The following is an 18,058-nucleotide window of genomic DNA, read 5'->3' as shown; positions in this document are numbered from 1 at the left end:
AAAACACTAATCCACACCAAATTACAATTGTTTTTATAAAATTTAAGAAATATTTATGGCAGAAGAAAAAATGATGCGACTTAGCCAAGCGGCCAAGAAACTTAACGTAGGTACAATTACCATTATTGAGATTCTCAGCTCAAAAGGGCATCGTATTGATAATAATCCCAACGCCAAACTTTCATTTGACTTACTTGAGGTTTTATCAAAAGAGCTACATGCCCCCGAGCTTCTAAGAGAAATGGGTGGCGGTTCTACTTCAGTTTCACCATCTGAATCATCGTCGCCAGCTAAAACTAGTGATGAAATCTTGTATTTCAGAGAAGAACCTGAAGAGCCTGAAATAATCAAAATAGAACACAACCTCCAAGGGCCTAAAGTTCTGGGAAAAATAGACCTAAACAGCAAAGGACCTGCCAAAATTGTTCCTATCGATTTTGAACCTGAGGCAATAAAAGAAGAACCGAAAGTTGAAACAAAGCCAGAGCCAATTATACCAATTGTTGTAGACAAGCCTGTAGAGGTTGCTCCGGTTATAATTGAAGAAAAACCAGCACCAGTGGTTGAAATTAAGCCAATTGAAGTTGCTAAACCTGTTGAAGTTGTACCTGAGGTTGTTATTGTAAAAGAGGAGCCAAAGGTAGAACCTAAGGTAGAGGAACAGAAAGTTGAGATTAAAGAAGAAAAACCAAAAGCACCGGTTTTAGCAGAAATTATTGATGAGGTATTTGAGGAAATAGAAGAAACCCCAAAACCTAAAATAGTTGTTGAAGAAGATAAAATCGATGAAATACTACCTCCAAAGCTCATTAAAGCCCAAGGAGATAAGCTTCAAGGATTGAAGGTTTTAGGCAAAATTGAACTTCCTGTTGAGCGTAAGCCGCTAACCAAAGAGGAACTAAAACAAAAACGTAAAAGAAAAAGAGTAATAGTTGGTGGTGAAAAAGTAGGCGATACTACGAAGTCGAATTTTGAAAACTTCAGAAAAGACCCTAAGGCAGTTGGTCCAAATAGACCGCACTCACCAAATACTCCAAATACACCTAATACTGGAGCACCAAAACCACCATTTAGTGGAGGCGGAGCTAATACAGACAACAAACCGACTACTACTGCTCCCAACCAAAACCAAGGTGGCGGCGGAAACACTGGAGGTAAGAAAGACTTCAAAAAAGGCGGAAATAGAAAAGAATCGGTGTCTCAAGATGATGTTAAGGACAACATCAAGACTACCATGTCTAAATTGCAAAATAAAGGCAACGAGTTTGGTTCTAAGTATCGTAAAGAAAAACGTAGAAACCGTGCCGAGGCTCAGGACGCATTAGATCAACAAGAATTGGAGGAAAGCGGTACTTTGAAAGTAACCGAATTCATTTCGGCTTCAGAGTTGGCCTCATTGATGAATGTTACCGTAACAGAAGTAATTGCAAGCTGTATGAAAATGGGTATTTTCGCTTCAATCAACCAAAGATTGGATGCAGAAACCATTCAAATGATTGCTCTTGAATTTAATTTTGACGTAGAATTTATTTCTGCAGAAGAAGAAGTTTCTTTTGATACCGAAATAATGGTTGATAAAGAAGAAGACTTGATTCACCGTGCTCCAATCGTAACGATCATGGGACACGTTGACCACGGTAAAACTTCATTACTTGACTATATAAGAAGATCCAAAGTAGCATCAGGAGAGGCAGGCGGAATTACGCAGCACATCGGAGCTTATTCTGTAACTATAAAAGAAGGCGACAATAAAGGAAAATCTATAACCTTCCTTGATACGCCTGGTCACGAGGCATTTACGGCCATGAGAGCCAGAGGAGCCAAAGTAACTGACGTTGTAATCATTGTAATATCTGCCGACGATAGTGTGATGCCTCAAACCAAAGAGGCCATCAACCATGCTCAAAACGCTGGGGTGCCTATCGTATTTGCATTCAATAAAATAGATAAACCAAACGCCAACCCTGCTAAAATCAGAGAAGATTTGGCCAAGGAAAATATTTTGGTAGAAAGTTGGGGTGGTAAATACCAAGAGCAAGAAGTATCTGCAAAATCTGGAATTGGTATAGATGAATTATTGGATAAAGTTTTATTAGAAGCTGAATTGCTTGAACTTAAAGCAAATCCAAACAGAAATTCATTTGGAACTGTCATAGAAGCCTCTCTTGACAAAGGTCGAGGTTATGTATCTACGATATTGGTAGAAAACGGTACGCTAAAAATTGGAGATATCATGTTGGCAGGACAATACTTTGGTAGAGTTAAAGCCCTAGTAAACTCCTTAGGTGAGCGAGTAAAAGAAGCTGGACCTTCACAACCCGTACAGATATTGGGACTTCCTGGTGCACCACAAGCGGGCGATAAGTTCAATATCATGGGGTCAGATAGAGAAGCTCGTGAAATTGCCAACAAACGTGAGCAACTTAACCGTGAGATGAGCATCAGAGCCAAGAAACACATCACATTGGATGAGATTGGTAGAAGAAAAGCAATTGGAACATTTAAAGAACTTAACGTTATTGTTAAAGGTGACGTGGATGGTTCAGTTGAAGCCTTGTCTGATTCATTATTGAAACTATCAACAGATGAGGTACAAGTAAATATTGTACATAAAGCTGTGGGTCAAATATCTGAGTCTGACGTAACATTAGCTTCTGCAGCTGATGCTATCGTTATCGGTTTCCAGGTGAGACCTTCAAACAATGCAAGAAAAATAGCCGATGCCGAGCAAATCGAAATCAGACTATATTCTATCATCTATGACGCCATCAATGAAATAAAGGCGGCCATGGAAGGTATGTTGGCCCCTAAAGAAGAAGAGGTAGTGACAGGAAATATTCAAGTCAGAGAAGTATTCAAAATCAGCAAAGTGGGTACCATTGCGGGATGTTATGTAACTGATGGTTATGTGAAACGTAACAATAAAGTGAGAATAATCCGTGAAGGTATAGTGGTTCATGAAGGTGAGATAGCCCAATTGAAACGTTTTAAAGACGATGTAGCTGAAGTGAAAAATGGCTATGAATGTGGATTGAGTATCAAAAACTTTAATGATATCATGATGGATGACATCATTGAAAGCTTTGAAATAAGAGAACTTAAAAGAACCTTGTAAATAAAATTGAGAAAGCCTTTCGGGGCTTTTTTAATATAAAATTATTTTCATTATTTTCTGAAAATATAATATAAATAATAAATTTGGAATTTACAAAATAATATTTTTATTTTTGCATATAGATGAATACAGCAATTGAGAAGTTGTACGGATATTGTGAAAATCACAGTAGCAATGAACCGGAGGTTTTAAGGCAAATAAGTAGAGATACGCACGCCAATTTATTAAAACCCAGGATGCTATCTGGTCATTTGCAAGGAAGGTTACTTTCAATGATTTCGCAAATTCTCCAACCTAAAAGTGTTCTTGAGATTGGAACTTTTGTTGGTTACTCGGCCATTTGCTTGGCAGAAGGTTTAGCGGAAAATGGTCGATTAATTACCATTGAAGCAAATGAGGAATTTGAAACAAAGATAAAAAGTAATATAAACTTGGCGGGTCTAAATGACAAAATAGACCTAAAAATTGGCAATGCCTTGGAAGTGATACCTAGCCTAAATTGTAGATTTGATTTGGTTTTTATTGATGCAGATAAGTTAAACTATATCAAATATTATGATTTAATAATTGAAAAACTTAACATTGGAGGCTTAATAATAAGTGACAATGTACTTTGGGATGCTAAAGTATTGGATACATCCAAAAACGATGCGACTACCAAGTTACTAAGAGCATTCAATGTACATGTCCAGAATGATAACAGAACTAATAAAGTGCTATTACCCATAAGAGACGGATTATTTGTCTCCAGAAAAATAAAATGAAAATGAAAAAAATTTTAGCTTTCTTATTGATCTACCCTATCTTTTTCTTGGCTATTGCCCAAACACAAGTGAGTATTCCAGAAGCTCCTAAAAAAGTGGAATTTGCAAACATTCTCATTGAGCTCAACCCAGAGGCTTTAAAAGCTTTAAATGCAGAAATCACCTCCTTGTTAACTCCTCAAAACAAGTTTCTTGAACAAAAACTGGAAAGAATGCAATGGTATTTTCCAATTATTGAGAAAATCTTAGAAGAAGAAGATATTCCAGAGGACATGAAGTATATAGCTGTTTTGGAAAGTTCTTTACTTCCTGAGGCTATTTCTAGTTCAAATGCCGTTGGATTTTGGCAATTCAAAGAAGCCACTGCGAAAGAAGTTGGCTTAAAAGTAGATAACAAGCAAGATGATAGGAAAAACATATATCTTTCTACAAAAGCTGCTGCCTTATACCTTAAACGTCACAATCTCATTTTCAAAAACTGGCTTTCTTGTATGATGGCTTACAACATGGGCGTTGAAGGTGCTTCGGATAAAATAAATCCAGAATGGTCATTTGCAAGTGAAGTTAAATTTGATGAAAACACGGATCCCTATTTAATTAAAGCACTCGCTCACAGAATAGCCTTCGAGCATCGTTTAAATAGACTCAAAGATTCTCCAAAAAAATTCGTCGAATATGCTACAAAAGGAAAATCTCTGGCCGAAATAGCTGTTGAGCTAACGACAGATATCACAGAACTTCGTAAATATAATCCATGGTTATATGCCCCAAACATACCTGAAGACAAAACCTACAACGTGCTCGTTCTTTCACGAATTGAAGATGTTGAAGAAATAACCAATAAGATTCAAAAAAGAGTTGATGCCAATAAGGTTGATGTGGGTTTTCCCCAACTTAAAAGAATCACCATGGTTTCAACTTCACCAGATGACCCTGTATATTATGAAATAAATGGCAAAAAGGGCATTTTGGCTCAATCTGGAGAAGAAGTAGCTCAGTTGTCTGCAAAAGCTAAAATGAAAATTGGAAAGTTCTTGTCATATAATGACATGACAGACAAAGACTTAACCAAAGAAGGTAGTATTTACTATTTAGAGAAAAAAAGCAAGAAAGCGGCCACACAATTCCATACTGTACACGGAGAACAAACGCTCTGGGATGTCTCTCAAATATATGGTGTGGGTTTAAAGTATCTTCTGAAATACAACCGAATGAAAAATTCGGAAAGATTACAACCGGGAAGAGTTATTTGGTTACAAAAAACTAGACCAAAAAATGAGCCAATCGAAGTTATCAAAGAGGCGATAGAAGAGGAAGATAAATTGCCTATTAGAGAAGATTACACAAAAAAAGAAGAAGTGGTATTCAATGCACCTCCTGTAATTAAAGAAAAAACCGAGGTTTTAGAAAAACCTAAAGAAATAGTAAAAGAAACACCTAAGGAAATTAAAACTGAAACCGTTATAGATAGTCCAAAAACTGAAGTATCAAAGACGTCAGAGATTGTTAAAACTGAAAAACCAATAGGTGACACTAAGTCTGACGGTCTTAAAATCAATGACGACTTATTTGTACCAAAGAATACCTCAGTCACCAAACCACCAATTGTGACTACAAGTGAGACAAAATCTACTACAAAAGTTGTCAATACCAAACATATGGTAAAGCCTGGTGAAACGATGTTTTCGATTGCTAAACGTTATAATTTAACGGTAGAGGAACTTCGCAAAATGAACAACATGAGTAGCACTGCGAGTTTAAAAGCCAATCAATTATTGACCATAGGCACATCTACAATTGTAACAAAAGACGAGGGAATAGCTAAAATACCTGCTAAAAAACCTATTTCTGATGAACCTATTGGAGAGGAGGAATTGGTAAAGCCTAAGCCAATCGTAAAAGAACCAGTTACAACAAAGCCTCAAACCCATTTGGTGACTTCTGGTGAAACGCTTTTCAGTATTTCTAAAAAATATGACGTTTCAGTTTCTCAAATTAAAGAATGGAACAACATAACTGGTAATAGTATAAATTCAGGTCAGAGGTTGGTGGTTTCGAACAAAAAACCATCCAATGCAGTAATTGGCAAAGAGCCTGTTACAGAGGCCAAAAAACCAGTAAGCAATTCAGGTAGTACATCTCATACAGTGACTAGAGGAGAAACATTATATAGTATTTCTAGAAAATATGATGTTAGCGTAAATGACATAAAGAAATGGAACAACATGGCAGATAATGAAATCATGGTTGGTTCAAAAATTATTATAAAGAAATGATCTTAATAGAAGACACATGCATAAGCGATGATGTTGCTGAAAAGTTTTTTGTATGTGACATAGAAAAATGCAAAGGTGCTTGTTGTGTTGAAGGAGACCTTGGAGCTCCACTCGAAGACGTTGAGTTGCCCATTCTCGAGGAAATTTACGAAAAAATAAAACCCTATTTATCTCCAGAAGGCATTAAAGCCATTGAAGAACAGGGCAAATACATCAAGGATTGGGAAGGTGACTATTCTACCACAACCATTGATGAAAAAGAATGTGCTTATGCCGTTTATGATCAAAAGGGAATCTTGCAATGTGGTATTGAACAAGCTTATAACGACGGGGTTGTGGATTTCAAAAAACCAATTTCTTGCCATTTATACCCCATCAGAATCACAAAGTACGAAAGCTACCATGCAATAAACTATGACCGATGGAGTATATGCTCTGAAGCATGTGCTTTGGGCGATAAACTTGGGGTAGAAGTTTATAAATTTTTGAAAGAACCACTTATTAGGGCCTACGGCGAAAAGTGGTACAATCAACTGGTCAAAGAAATCGAAGATGCAAAGCTTTGAGGAGGTATATGAGGTTGTAAAACTAATACCAAAAGGCAGAGTGACCAGTTATGGAGCCATTGCCAAATATTTAAGTACCGGTGCAAGGTTAGTGGGATGGGCTATGAATGCTGCCCATGGCCTTCATGATGTTCCCGCTCATCGGGTAGTGAATCGCAACGGTATACTAACAGGAAAACTCCACTTTGAAAGCCCAACACGGATGCAAGAGCTTTTAGAAATTGAAGGAATAGAAATAATTGCAGACAAGATTCAAAATTTCTCCAAAATCTATTGGGATCCCCAAATTGAGCTCTCACTTTAGGAAGAGTTTTTGTAATATTTTTATTTAAAATATTATTATTTACACAAATACTATATCCTTCATACCATTAAAAAAGAAGTCTATTTAAATAATTTAGAATTTTAATATAAAATAGTATCTTTACACAGAATAAAATTCTGAAATCATCAATCAAACAAAATAATGGCTGTCGGTAAATTAGATCAAATTGATCACAAACTTTTAGAAATACTCCAGAGCAACGGAAAAATAACAAACGCTCAACTATCCAAAGAAATTGGCCTTTCTCCTGCACCAACTTTGGAAAGGGTAAAAAAACTTGAAAATACAGGTATTATTGAAAGCTATCATGCTCAAATAGATAGAGAAAAAGTGGGCTTAGGTGTAATGACTTTTGTTCAAGTTACCTTGTCTGGTCACAGAAAATCTATCACGGAATCCTTCGTAAAGACCATAGAAGCAGTACCTGAAATCATTGAATGTCATCACGTTACAGGATCTTGCGATTTCTTACTGAAAGTAATAGCAAGAGACATAGCTTCTTATCAGACATTAATAATGGAAACAATAAATGAAATTGAAGTAGTGGCCAGCACGCAAACTATGGTCATATTGTCAACTTTCAAAAATACGAAAGTTCTTCCTATACCTTGAAATTAGAAGATTTTGGTATACAAAAGGGGAAAATTTACTTTTTCCCTTTTTTTTGTGCCTTTAATCTCTTAGTCAGATCTTCCAAAGCTTTTTTAGCTTGTTTATACGAGTTAGAATTTTTCTCTGAATTCTTCAAAACTTCGGCAAAGTATTCAACCGCCGCCTTATTTTCATTTTCTTGCAAAGCAATATTGCCCAAAGCTAGGTTAGAAGCAACATAATAGCCTGATTCTTTGGTATTATTGTTCAAAGAGTAATTAATACATTTTTGGTAGAAGAACTTGGCTTGCGTATCGTTGTGCTTATAATTTTGGTTTACATAACCCAAAATATAAGCCGCATATCTGCCGTCATTGTCACCATATCCATACCTTTTTTCTTCCAACCTGGCCATCAATTCGTTGGCGTAAATCTCTGCTTCGTCTAATCTTCCAAGAGCAAAACTGTTGCGAGCTACATATCTATGAAAAAATGAATTATTGGGATAGAGGGTGTGCATTTGGCGAGCCATCGTCAAAGATTTTGCCGATTGATTCTCCGCAGCATATATTTGAATAAGAAAATACCTGGCTTCCATTCTAGAATAGAATGCATTGTTGGCTACGTTTTCTAACTGCCTAATTCCCAAATTTTTATCTCCTTTCCTAAAAAAAGACAACAATGGTTTCAATGATTTATAGTTTTCATGGATCCATTTAGAATAGTAATTGTACACGCCATCTCCAAAAAGCAATTCAGGATTTATGTTTTCTTCTCCCCTACTGTAGTCTAGGTATTTGATGGCCTGCTTCCCAGCCCATGCAGATTTTACCCATTTTTCTCGCTCTGCATAAAGTCTTCCTTTGATAGCATAGGCAGCCGAAAGAAAAAAAGCGGCCTCTTTATTCTTTTTATTTTCATCAAACATGTCGTCAGCCTTATCTATTGCCGCATCCATGTAGTTATGGCATTGCTCATCAAAACGCTCCTGCTTTGTGTCAGGCACTATTTTCCACCATTCATTTAGCCCCAACAAAAAATCTCCAAGTGGATGTTCAGGATATTTCACTTTAAGCCATTTATATTCCTTCTCAGCCTCTGAAAAATTAAAGTTGTACATATTGTTAACAGCGGCTGTAGTGCTAATCTGCACGCCTCTGTCGAGCAACAACATTTCAGCTTTAGGTTTTTCTTTTGAATTAAAAAAAGAAAACAGTTGGGCATTTGAAATGAAATGTGAACTAACAAAAAGAATAACTAAAAGGCTTTTTTTCAATGTGTATATTTTTGTGAAAAACGAAATAAGCTTACGAATAATTGCATGACAAAATTAGAGAAATTTGAAATTTCATTTGCTAAAAAAAGTAATCTTAACAAAATATTATTTTATTTTACATGAAAAACTAAAACATGGTAGAGGTACTGGATCTAAAATTCAAAGAATTAATCACAAGCGAACAAATACAAGAAAGAGTAAACGACATTTCCGAAAAACTGAATGATCGTTTTCAAGGCAAAAATCCGGTATTTCTTGGCATTTTGAATGGTTCTTTTCTATTCATTGCGGATATTTTCAAAAAACTCACCATACCCTGCGAAGTAAGCTTTTTAAAGATACATTCCTACCAAAACACAGAATCGACTGGTAAAATGAAAGAACTGATAGGTTTAAATCAACCTATCGAAGGTCGACATGTGGTGATATTGGAAGACATCGTAGATACAGGTCGCACTTTAGATTTTTTAATGAAAACCTTAGAAATTCATAATCCTGCCAGTATTTCTGTTGCTACCTTACTTCACAAACCAGAGGCTATGCTTGTGCCTATACAGCTTGATTATGTTGGATTTGAAATTCAAAACCAGTTTGTGGTAGGATATGGTCTTGATTACAATGGATATGGAAGAAACAGCAGCTCAATATTAATCAAAGTGGATGATTGAAGTGAGGTTAAACCTAAGCGTTTGACCAACCACAAAAGGCTTTTTACTCAAGCAATAAATGCTTATTGCTTGAAAGTCTATGATTATTTCATAAAAAGCTCCTTTAAAAATATTATTGGTCACGGTAGCTTCGTATTCACCTTCAGCGTCTATTTCAATATTTTCAGCCCTTACAAAAGATTCTTTTCCGGCGATATTTATCATAAAACCATCGCCTGTTAGTAAGGCCACGTATTTATTTTTGGGCGAATTATAAATTACCTCAGAGCTTCCTTTCTGAACCATCCTGCCATTTTTGAGTATGAATAACTCATCTACCAACCCAAAGGCATCGTGAATATCGTGTGTCACAAAAATACAAGCAATGGATTCTTTGCGTAGCACCGATTGTAAGTTGATCAAAACTTTTTTCTTGATGATTGGGTCAAGATTAGCAAATGGCTCGTCTAATAACAATACCAAGGGCTCGTCAGCAATGGCTTTGGCCAGCATCACTCTTTGGATTTCTCCACCTGACAATTCTCTTGGAAACTTGGCCAATAAATGACTGATATTTAAATCTTTAGAAAGTTTATTTACGCGTTGAGATTGATATTTTTTTTCGAAAAACCGCAACTCATAGGCTATGTTTTCAGCAATTGAAATATTGGGGAAAAGTGTATTTTGCTGCGTAACCATTTTAATCTGTTTATGGCCAGCTATAAGTTTTTTAGAAGGAGGTTCTAAAGGTACTTTGTTCAGATAAATAGCTCCAGAACTTGGATCTTTAAGGCCAGCTAACATTTTAAGTAAAGTCGTTTTTCCAGAACCACTTTGGCCTATAATTCCCAGAATCGTCCCCTTTTCAACTTTAAGATTTATGTTTTTTAAGGAAAAAACGTCGGAATATTCGAAATTTACTTTTCTGGCTTCTATCATATTTAGCAAAAGTAAAATGTATTCTCCAATTTTTTTTTATTAATTTGTAAAAAAACCTATGTATGCTCGACCTTTACAACAAACAAATCAAGTGTCTTGTCGCACTTGACTCTATAATTTTTGGATTTGACGGTGAAGAATTAAAAATATTACTCGTTAAAAGAGGGCTAGAAGAAACCACAGAAACTTGGTCGCTTATGGGCGGTTGGCTTCAAGAAAATGAAGGGCTAAATGAAGCCGCAGATAGAATTTTATTTGAGCATACTGGCTTGAGAGACGTTTATTTAGAACAGCTTGCTGCCTTTGGAAACCCCAAAAGAGACCCTGTAATGCGAACTGTTTCAGTTACTTACAAGGCACTTTTGAATATTGCTGATTATGACCACAAATTGACCAACAAAATAAACGCCAAGTGGTTTTCTCTAAAAGAACTCCCAACATTACTATTTGACCATTCTGAAATGGTGGCTCTTGCAGTAGAGCGTCTCAGAGCAAATGCATCACTTCACCCCATTGGATTTGAACTCTTGCCAGAGAAGTTCACACTTCCACAGCTTCAAAACCTATATGAGGCTATTTTTGACACCAAATTTGACAAAAGGAACTTTACAAGGAAGCTTCTAAGTACCAACATTCTTTCAAAAACAGATGAGAAACAGAAAGGTTTTTCAAAAAAAGGGGCCTTTTTCTACACTTTGAACAAAATAAATTATCAACACAGTACCTCATTCAATTTTCTTTCTTTAACCAACCCCGACAAAATATTATAAAAAAGCTCAGTAAACTATTTAAGTCTACTGAGCTTTTTCATATTTTCTTAGAAACCAGTTCTTATTTGGTTACCACTTTAATTTTGGGATAATTTCCCCCGTTTCCACCCGAACCAGCGTCTATTCTTATCGTATTAACGCCTTTTCTCAGCAATACTTTCTTTACTGCGAAAGCTCGCTTGTTGTTAAGCTTTTGGTCTCCACCTTCTGAAAAAGCAGTTATCTTAATTTGTAATCTTCCGTTTGCGTTCATTAAACCAGCAATACTGTCTATAACTGGAATAGACTCATTGGTAAGGTCAAACGATTTGTCTATGTATTGAATACTTTTAAAATCAAATTCAGATCCTTGTCCTTTAGTTTTGTCGTTGACATACTGTTTCAAAACAACAAATTCAGAAGTACTAGAGGCTTGTACCGTTTTTGAAGAGTCTGCTGATACATTTACTTGAACAGAATCCTTGGATACTCTGTCTAGTGAGTCAGCAAACATCAATTCTTCATCAATAGATTCTACAGGAGCTTCTTCCTTACTGAAAAAACTAAAATCACCACTTTTTGCCCAGAAAAAATAAAGAATTCCTCCCAAGAGAGCCAATGCCAACAAACCCAGAAGAACTATTTTATTAAAAAAAGTCTCAGAACTTGAGTCGTTATTATAACCTTCTGAAAATGAGCTTGTAGTAGGTGCAACCGTTTCTTCTTCAGCGGATTTTGCTTCTGGTTTTTTAGGAGCTACTATTTTGGTATTGATCAATTCTTGCAATCCTAAAGCTGGTATCATCTTTTCCATTAATGATTCTGGAGCTTGCTGAAGCAACAATTCATGATGTTGCTTGAGATAATAAATCAGATCATCCTTGTCCATATTCTCAGAACTAATTTTATTGCCGAGCAAATCAATTAACAATGAGGAGGTAAGGCCCGAAGTAATAACTGTGACATTTTTGCTTGTATTGGCATACGAACCAATCATGCTAAGCAAAGGACTTTTGTAAGCTGGAAAAATCTGACTGATGATCTTGGAGCCATCTTCGGCAACTTTTTCAATCAAACCTTTTTGTGAAAAAAGCAACGATTTATCTTCAGGAATTGAACTCTTATTATATTTTTCTTTGATTTGATTGAACAACATACCAGCACTCATATCGCTGTTGGTTCTCCTTATCAGTCCTGCCACCAAAGTATAAAAAACACCCTTAACTGCCACTTCAACATCTCCTAAATTATCAGTTGAAATTGATTTTAATTTGGTTATAAAATCTTCATTGATAATATCTTCAAAGTTTTCGAAAAGATTCATTTTTGTGTTAAAGTTTAAAATTAGCATGCAAAAAAACAAAAAAAACGTTGTTTTACCTATATTTATGCGGGCTATTTATAATTTTACAGTCAAATTTTATTCAATCATTCATGGAAAACGACAACAAAGAAGATTTAAGGAGTAAGGACTGGTTTGGCAAAACTGGCAAGGATGGATTTATTTATCGCTCTTGGATTAAGAATCAAGGCTATCCAGCTCACCAATTTAAAGGTAAACCTGTTATAGGAATTTGCAATACATGGTCAGAAACCACTCCTTGCAATGGACATTTTAGAGAGATTGCTCAGTTTGTAAAAAACGGCATCTATGAAGCGGGTGGTTTTCCGCTCGAATTTCCGGTGATGTCCTTGGGCGAAACTATCATTAGGCCTACAGCCATGCTTTATAGAAACCTCGCCGCTATGACTGTCGAAGAAAGCATCCGAGGCAATCCTTTTGATGCTGTTGTATTGTTGACAGGTTGTGACAAAACCACCCCTTCTTTGGTAATGGGTGCCGCAAGTGTAGATTTACCTACCATTGTTGTTCCAGGTGGTCCAATGCTTAATGGAAAATTTCAAGGCAAAGACATAGGTTCAGGAACTGATGTTTGGAAGTTCGCTGACGATTTCAGAACGGGTAAAATGTCGGCCGAAGATTTTGAAGAAGCAGAGTCATGCATGAGTCGTTCAGCGGGACACTGCTCCACAATGGGCACAGCCTCTACCATGGCAGTTATGTGCGAAGCTTTAGGGCTTACGTTACCAGGTATTTCGGCAATACCAGCGGTCGATTCTCGCAAAAAAATGCTGGCCCATATGACCGGTATGAGAATTGTAGAAATGGCTAAAGAAAACCTTAAAATATCGGATATTCTAACAAAAGGAGCTTTTGAAAATGCCATAAAAGTTAATGCGGCCGTTGGAGGTTCAACCAATCTAATTCTTCACTTGCTGGCCATTGCTGCTCGAATTGGCGTGGATTTAAAACTGGAAGACTTCGATGACTTAGGTAGTAAAATTCCTCTTTTGGTAAATTTAATGCCGTCTGGCAAATTCTTGATGGAGGATTTCTATTACGCTGGTGGGCTTCCTGTGGTCATAAAAGAGATGTCTGCCGTACTTAGAAAGGACACCATCAGTGCCAATGGCAAAAGCATCATAGAGAACTCGGAAAAAGCAAGAAACTGGAATCCAGAAGTGATATTCCCTTACAACAATCCACTCAAAGAAGAGGCAGGAATAACGGTTGTAAAAGGAAATCTTTGCCCTGACGGATCGGTTATTAAAGTCTCTGCAGCAACTGACAAACTACTGACCCACAGAGGAAAAGCCGTCGTTTTTGAGACCATAGAAGATTATCATGCACGTATAGATGATCCAGAATTAGATATTGACGAAAACTCCATCATGGTTCTGAAAAACTCTGGCCCGAAAGGTTATCCAGGTATGCCAGAGGTAGGAAGTATGGCACTTCCTAAAAAAATATTGGAAAAAGGCATAACTGACTTGGTAAGAATTTCTGATGCTCGTATGAGCGGAACTGCCTTCGGTACTGTTTTCCTACATGTTTCGCCTGAATCTGCTGTGGGCGGACCATTGGCATTTGTACAAAACGGCGATATGATCACAGTGGACGTTCCGAACAAAAAACTTAATCTCGATATTTCAGAAGAAGAAATGGAAACCCGTAGAAAGAATTGGAAACCAATTGACCTTGGATACGTGAGAGGCTACGCCAAAATGTACATAGAATCTGTTAATCAAGCACATTTGGGTGCTGATTTTGACTATTTGGTGGGCAAGTCAGGTAGCAAAGTAAATCGTGAGTCACATTGATATGTTAGAATTCCGAACCGTCATTGAAAAAATAAATCCTGAGTTTCAGATTTCGTTGAAATCCAAAATCTTGACTTTAGGCTCATGCTTTTCTGATGTTTTGGGAAATTATTTGGTAGAAAACAAAATTGAATGTTTAGCCAACCCATTCGGAAATGTTTTCAATTTAAGTTCTATCAGTTGCTTGCTAGATGGACTCTTAAAGAATTCTGAAAATAATGAAGACACCATTGTAGAAAACGATGGTGTCTTTTTTCATTATAATTATCATTCTGAAATTAGAGATTTTAATAGAATTGGACTAGTAGACAAAATAAAAACTTTAAACCAAAGTACAGCGTCATTCTTAAAATCAGCAAATTATTTGATCATTACTTTGGGGACAAGCTGGGTTTATGAGCAAAAACAAACTCAGAAAATTGTTTCTAATTGCCACAAACAAAAAGCATCTTTGTTCAATAAAAAGCTTTTGGGAGAAAAAGAACAATTAGATATTTTTGAAAACATCCATTCAAAGCTAAAAACATTTAATCCTAATCTGAAAATTATACTTACGGTTAGTCCAGTAAGGCATATCAAAGACACACTTCAATTGAATAGTGTATCAAAATCCATTCTCAGAACTTTATGTTATAACATAACCAGCAGATATTCTGATACTTACTATTTTCCATCCTACGAAATAGTAATAGATGATTTAAGAGACTACAGATTTTATAAATCTGATTTAATTCATCCAAATGAACAAGCTGAAAAGTACATTCTAAATATTTTCTCGGAAACTTATTTCGATGAAACGCTAAAAATTTTCATAAATGATTGGATTAAAATAAAAACTGGGATTGATCATAGGCCTTTTAACCCCAAATCTAAAAATCACCAAAAATTTCTACAAAATCTATTAATCAAAATACAAACATTTGAAAATCAAATAGATATTTCAAAGGAAGAAGCTGCTATTAAGAATCAAATCAGCTAGTTTAGCATTTGCTCGAACTTTAAGCCTTTTGCAAATGTTTGCTATTTTAGTATAAAACTATTCATGGGAGAATTTACAGTTACAAAAGAAAAATTATTACTAGCATTAAGCACAGTAGAAGAGCCTGATCTTAAAAAAGATTTGGTGACCCTCAACATGATTTCAGATATCGAAATCGGGGTAAATCAAGTTACATTCACGGTTATTTTGACTACGCCTGCTTGTCCATTAAAAGAACTCATCAAACAAAGGTGTGTTGATGCTATTCATAGAGACTTGGGAGATGATTTTGAAATAAACATCAACATGACTTCTAACGTCACTTCTATCTTAAACAAAAACTTGCTACTACCGCTAGTAAAAAATATCATAGCCATATCCTCTGGCAAAGGTGGTGTAGGAAAATCTACTGTGACCGTCAACCTTGCTATGGCCCTAAAAAAATCAGGTGCTAAAGTTGGAATTATTGATGCGGATATTTCTGGTCCTTCCATTCCAATCATGTTTGGAGCTGAAAATATGCAACCGTTGGTTTCGGTAAAAGACGGAAAAAACTTCATCTCTCCTATAATGCAATATGGCATCAAAATGATTTCAATTGGCTTTCTTACGCCACCAGACAGTGCCGTAGTCTGGAGAGGGCCTATGGCGAGCCAAGCTTTAAAGCAATTTTTTGGTGACGTGGACTGGGGTGAGTTAGACTACCTTTTGTTGGATTTACCTCCAGGAACAGGCGATATCCACTTAACTTTGGTACAGACGGTACCAGTGACGGGAGCAGTTATAGTAACTACTCCTCAAAAAGTAGCCTTGGCCGATGCCACCAAAGGCGGTTCTATGTTTAGCCAAGCCAACATTAATGTGCCTATATTGGGAATAATTGAAAACATGGCTTATTTTACACCAGAAGAACTTCCTGACAATAAGTACTTTATATTTGGAGAAGGAGGCGGTCAACAATTGGCCGACAAATTCAACGTACCAGTTTTGGGGCAAATTCCTTTGGTACAAAAAATCAGAGAAGGGGGCGACTCAGGCAGACCAATTATGATGGACGAAAGCGAAGTAGTTTCTTCTGCATTTTTCTCGGCTGCTGAGAATCTCGCCCAACAAATAGCTATCAGAAATGCTAATTTGCCAAAAACAGAACCTGTAAAAATGAGATAAAACATTTCAAAATATTTTACAAAAAAGACTTCCTAACGGAGGTCTTTTTTGTTTATAGTTTATATCAATTTGTAACAGTTTTTTCATAACTTTCTGATTGAAAAATTCAACCTGAATAATAAATGAAAAATTCCAGAAGACAATTCGTGAGAAATGTAGCTTTTTCAAGTCTAGCATTTCCCAGCATTTCAACCGCCTTGGCCAATTCCCGACCAAAAAGTGTAGCACCATCAGACAAAATGAAGATTGGCTTGATTGGTTGTAAAGGAATGGGTTTCTCAAACCTACAAAGGCACATAAAAAACAAAGGCATTGAATGCATTGGTTTGTGCGATGTCGATCAAAATGTCTTAGACGAACGCTCGGCTCAATTAGAAAAAATGCAGGGAAGCAAAGCCAAAACCTATGGCGACTACAGACAAATGCTTGATAACAAGGAAATTGATTATGTAATTGTGGGTACACCTGACCATTGGCACTGCCTAAACATGATTGGAGCTCTGGATGCAGGCAAGCATGTTTATGTAGAAAAACCGATTGCTCATAACATGGATGAGTGCAATTTGATGGTAAAAGCAGCCAAAAAATATGGAAAAATAGTACAAGTAGGGCAATGGCAAAGAAGCGGCCCGCATTATGAAGAAGCCTTTAAGATGGTGAAGTCAGGTATGTTGGGCAAAATTCGATTGGTAAAGGTTTGGGCTTACCAAGGCTGGATGAAACCTGTGTATGTATTGCCTGACACTGCGGTACCTAAGGGTGTTAATTACGATATGTGGCAGGGTCCTGCCCAAAGACACCCATTTAACGAAAATCGCTTCCATTTTAACTTTAGGTGGTTTTGGGATTATGCGGGTGGATTAATGACCGACTGGGGTGTGCATGAAATTGACATAGCCTTACACGCCATGGGAGCCAAAGCACCGATATCAGTGATGGCCTCAGGTGGCAAGTTTGCTTATCCTGATGATGCTTCTGAAACACCAGATACTTTACAAACAGTCTTTCAATACGATGGCTTCAACATGCTTTGGGAACACGCCACGGGCATTGATGGTGGAAATTACGGAAAAACTGAAGGCATTGCATTTATAGGAAATAACGGTACACTGGTGGTTCATAGGGGTGGATTTGAGTTGATTCCAGAAACTTACACCGAAAATAGTATTAAAAAACCTAAAGTAGAACCATTACCTATTTTTACCAAAAAATCAGAAGATGATTATTTATACAATCATGCTGAAAACTTCATCAATGCCATCAGAAATAATGACCCGAAATCGCTCAAATGCGGAATAGAAACGGGCAGTATTGCTGCAATAAATGCCATAATGGGCAATATTTCTTATAAATTGGGCAGAAAAGTATTTTGGGATGAGGCGAATGGAAACTTTAAAAATGACAAAGAAGCCAATGCTTTGATGGTATCGCATTATAAAAATGGCTATTCTTTGCCCAAAGTTTAATATTTTTTTTGAATTTTCTAGAGGTATTTCCGTTTT

15 protein-coding genes are annotated in these 18,058 nt (G+C 36.5%); 12 read left to right on the top strand and 3 right to left on the bottom strand.

Features of this window, described 5'->3' with window-relative positions; all coding sequences use genetic code 11:
* Positions 1–55 precede the first annotated feature (55 nt).
* From infB to EGI24_RS15785, 6 genes are all read left to right on the top strand, one after another.
* Positions 56–3,115: a translation initiation factor IF-2 gene (gene infB / locus EGI24_RS15810; RefSeq protein ID WP_255049467.1), complete on the top strand. Its 3,060-nt coding sequence runs from the start codon at positions 56–58 to the stop codon at positions 3,113–3,115.
* 122 nt (positions 3,116–3,237) lie between these two features.
* On the top strand, positions 3,238–3,879 hold the full coding sequence (locus EGI24_RS15805) for an O-methyltransferase (protein WP_255049466.1): 642 nt from the start codon (positions 3,238–3,240) through the stop codon (positions 3,877–3,879).
* 2 nt (positions 3,880–3,881) lie between these two features.
* Positions 3,882–6,155 carry a LysM peptidoglycan-binding domain-containing protein gene (locus tag EGI24_RS15800; protein WP_255049465.1) on the top strand — a complete coding sequence of 758 codons (2,274 nt, stop codon included), beginning with the start codon at positions 3,882–3,884 and terminating at the stop codon, positions 6,153–6,155.
* Positions 6,152–6,721: a DUF3109 family protein gene (locus EGI24_RS15795; protein WP_255049463.1), complete on the top strand. Its 570-nt coding sequence runs from the start codon at positions 6,152–6,154 to the stop codon at positions 6,719–6,721. The genes EGI24_RS15800 and EGI24_RS15795 overlap by 4 nt, the downstream gene beginning before the upstream one ends.
* Positions 6,708–7,025 (top strand): MGMT family protein, encoded by a 318-nt coding sequence (locus EGI24_RS15790; RefSeq protein WP_255049462.1) that lies wholly within the window; start codon positions 6,708–6,710, stop codon positions 7,023–7,025. Before EGI24_RS15795 ends, EGI24_RS15790 begins: the two co-directional genes overlap by 14 nt.
* Positions 7,026–7,187: 162 nt before the next feature.
* Complete coding sequence (locus EGI24_RS15785) at positions 7,188–7,658, top strand: Lrp/AsnC family transcriptional regulator (protein ID WP_255036351.1); 471 nt, start codon at positions 7,188–7,190, stop codon at positions 7,656–7,658.
* Positions 7,659–7,692: 34 nt separating this feature from the next.
* Here the strand turns inward: EGI24_RS15785 and EGI24_RS15780 are convergent, their stop codons facing one another.
* Positions 7,693–8,913, bottom strand: a complete 1,221-nt coding sequence (locus EGI24_RS15780; protein WP_255049461.1) for a lipopolysaccharide assembly protein LapB — start codon at positions 8,911–8,913, stop codon at positions 7,693–7,695.
* Positions 8,914–9,047: 134 nt separating this feature from the next.
* Between EGI24_RS15780 and hpt the strand changes: the two genes are divergently transcribed.
* Positions 9,048–9,581: a hypoxanthine phosphoribosyltransferase gene (hpt, locus tag EGI24_RS15775; RefSeq protein ID WP_255049460.1), complete on the top strand. Its 534-nt coding sequence runs from the start codon at positions 9,048–9,050 to the stop codon at positions 9,579–9,581.
* Here hpt and EGI24_RS15770 read toward each other — a convergent pair.
* Entirely contained in the window at positions 9,561–10,499 is a 939-nt protein-coding gene (locus EGI24_RS15770) for an ABC transporter ATP-binding protein (RefSeq protein WP_255049457.1), read from the bottom strand. The genes hpt and EGI24_RS15770 overlap by 21 nt on opposite strands.
* A 62-nt stretch (positions 10,500–10,561) precedes the next feature.
* Here EGI24_RS15770 and EGI24_RS15765 point away from each other — a divergent pair, with 62 nt between their 5' ends.
* Entirely contained in the window at positions 10,562–11,269 is a 708-nt protein-coding gene (locus EGI24_RS15765) for an NrtR DNA-binding winged helix domain-containing protein (RefSeq protein ID WP_255049456.1), read from the top strand.
* A gap of 61 nt (positions 11,270–11,330) precedes the next feature.
* Here the strand turns inward: EGI24_RS15765 and EGI24_RS15760 are convergent, their stop codons facing one another.
* Positions 11,331–12,572 (bottom strand): OmpA family protein, encoded by a 1,242-nt coding sequence (locus EGI24_RS15760; protein WP_255049455.1) that lies wholly within the window; start codon positions 12,570–12,572, stop codon positions 11,331–11,333.
* A 110-nt stretch (positions 12,573–12,682) separates the two neighbouring features.
* On the opposite strand from EGI24_RS15760, the gene EGI24_RS15755 reads away from it, so the two are divergent.
* From EGI24_RS15755 to EGI24_RS15740, 4 genes are all read left to right on the top strand, one after another.
* Positions 12,683–14,410 (top strand): IlvD/Edd family dehydratase, encoded by a 1,728-nt coding sequence (locus EGI24_RS15755; protein ID WP_255049454.1) that lies wholly within the window; start codon positions 12,683–12,685, stop codon positions 14,408–14,410.
* Positions 14,397–15,389, top strand: coding sequence for a GSCFA domain-containing protein (locus tag EGI24_RS15750; RefSeq protein ID WP_255049452.1), 993 nt, complete (start codon positions 14,397–14,399; stop codon positions 15,387–15,389). Before EGI24_RS15755 ends, EGI24_RS15750 begins: the two co-directional genes overlap by 14 nt.
* 63 nt (positions 15,390–15,452) lie before the next feature.
* A complete protein-coding gene (locus tag EGI24_RS15745) occupies positions 15,453–16,556 on the top strand; it encodes an Mrp/NBP35 family ATP-binding protein (RefSeq protein ID WP_255049451.1) in 1,104 nt (367 codons plus the stop codon).
* Positions 16,557–16,678: 122 nt separating this feature from the next.
* A complete protein-coding gene (locus EGI24_RS15740; RefSeq protein WP_255049450.1) occupies positions 16,679–18,022 on the top strand; it encodes a Gfo/Idh/MocA family protein in 1,344 nt (447 codons plus the stop codon).
* The last annotated feature ends 36 nt before the right edge of the window (positions 18,023–18,058 follow it).

The organism is Lacihabitans sp. CS3-21 (assembly GCF_024343675.1).
In the GTDB taxonomy this organism is placed as follows: Bacteria; Bacteroidota; Bacteroidia; order Cytophagales; family Spirosomataceae; genus Leadbetterella.
This window is presented reverse-complemented; position numbering and strand designations above follow the sequence as displayed.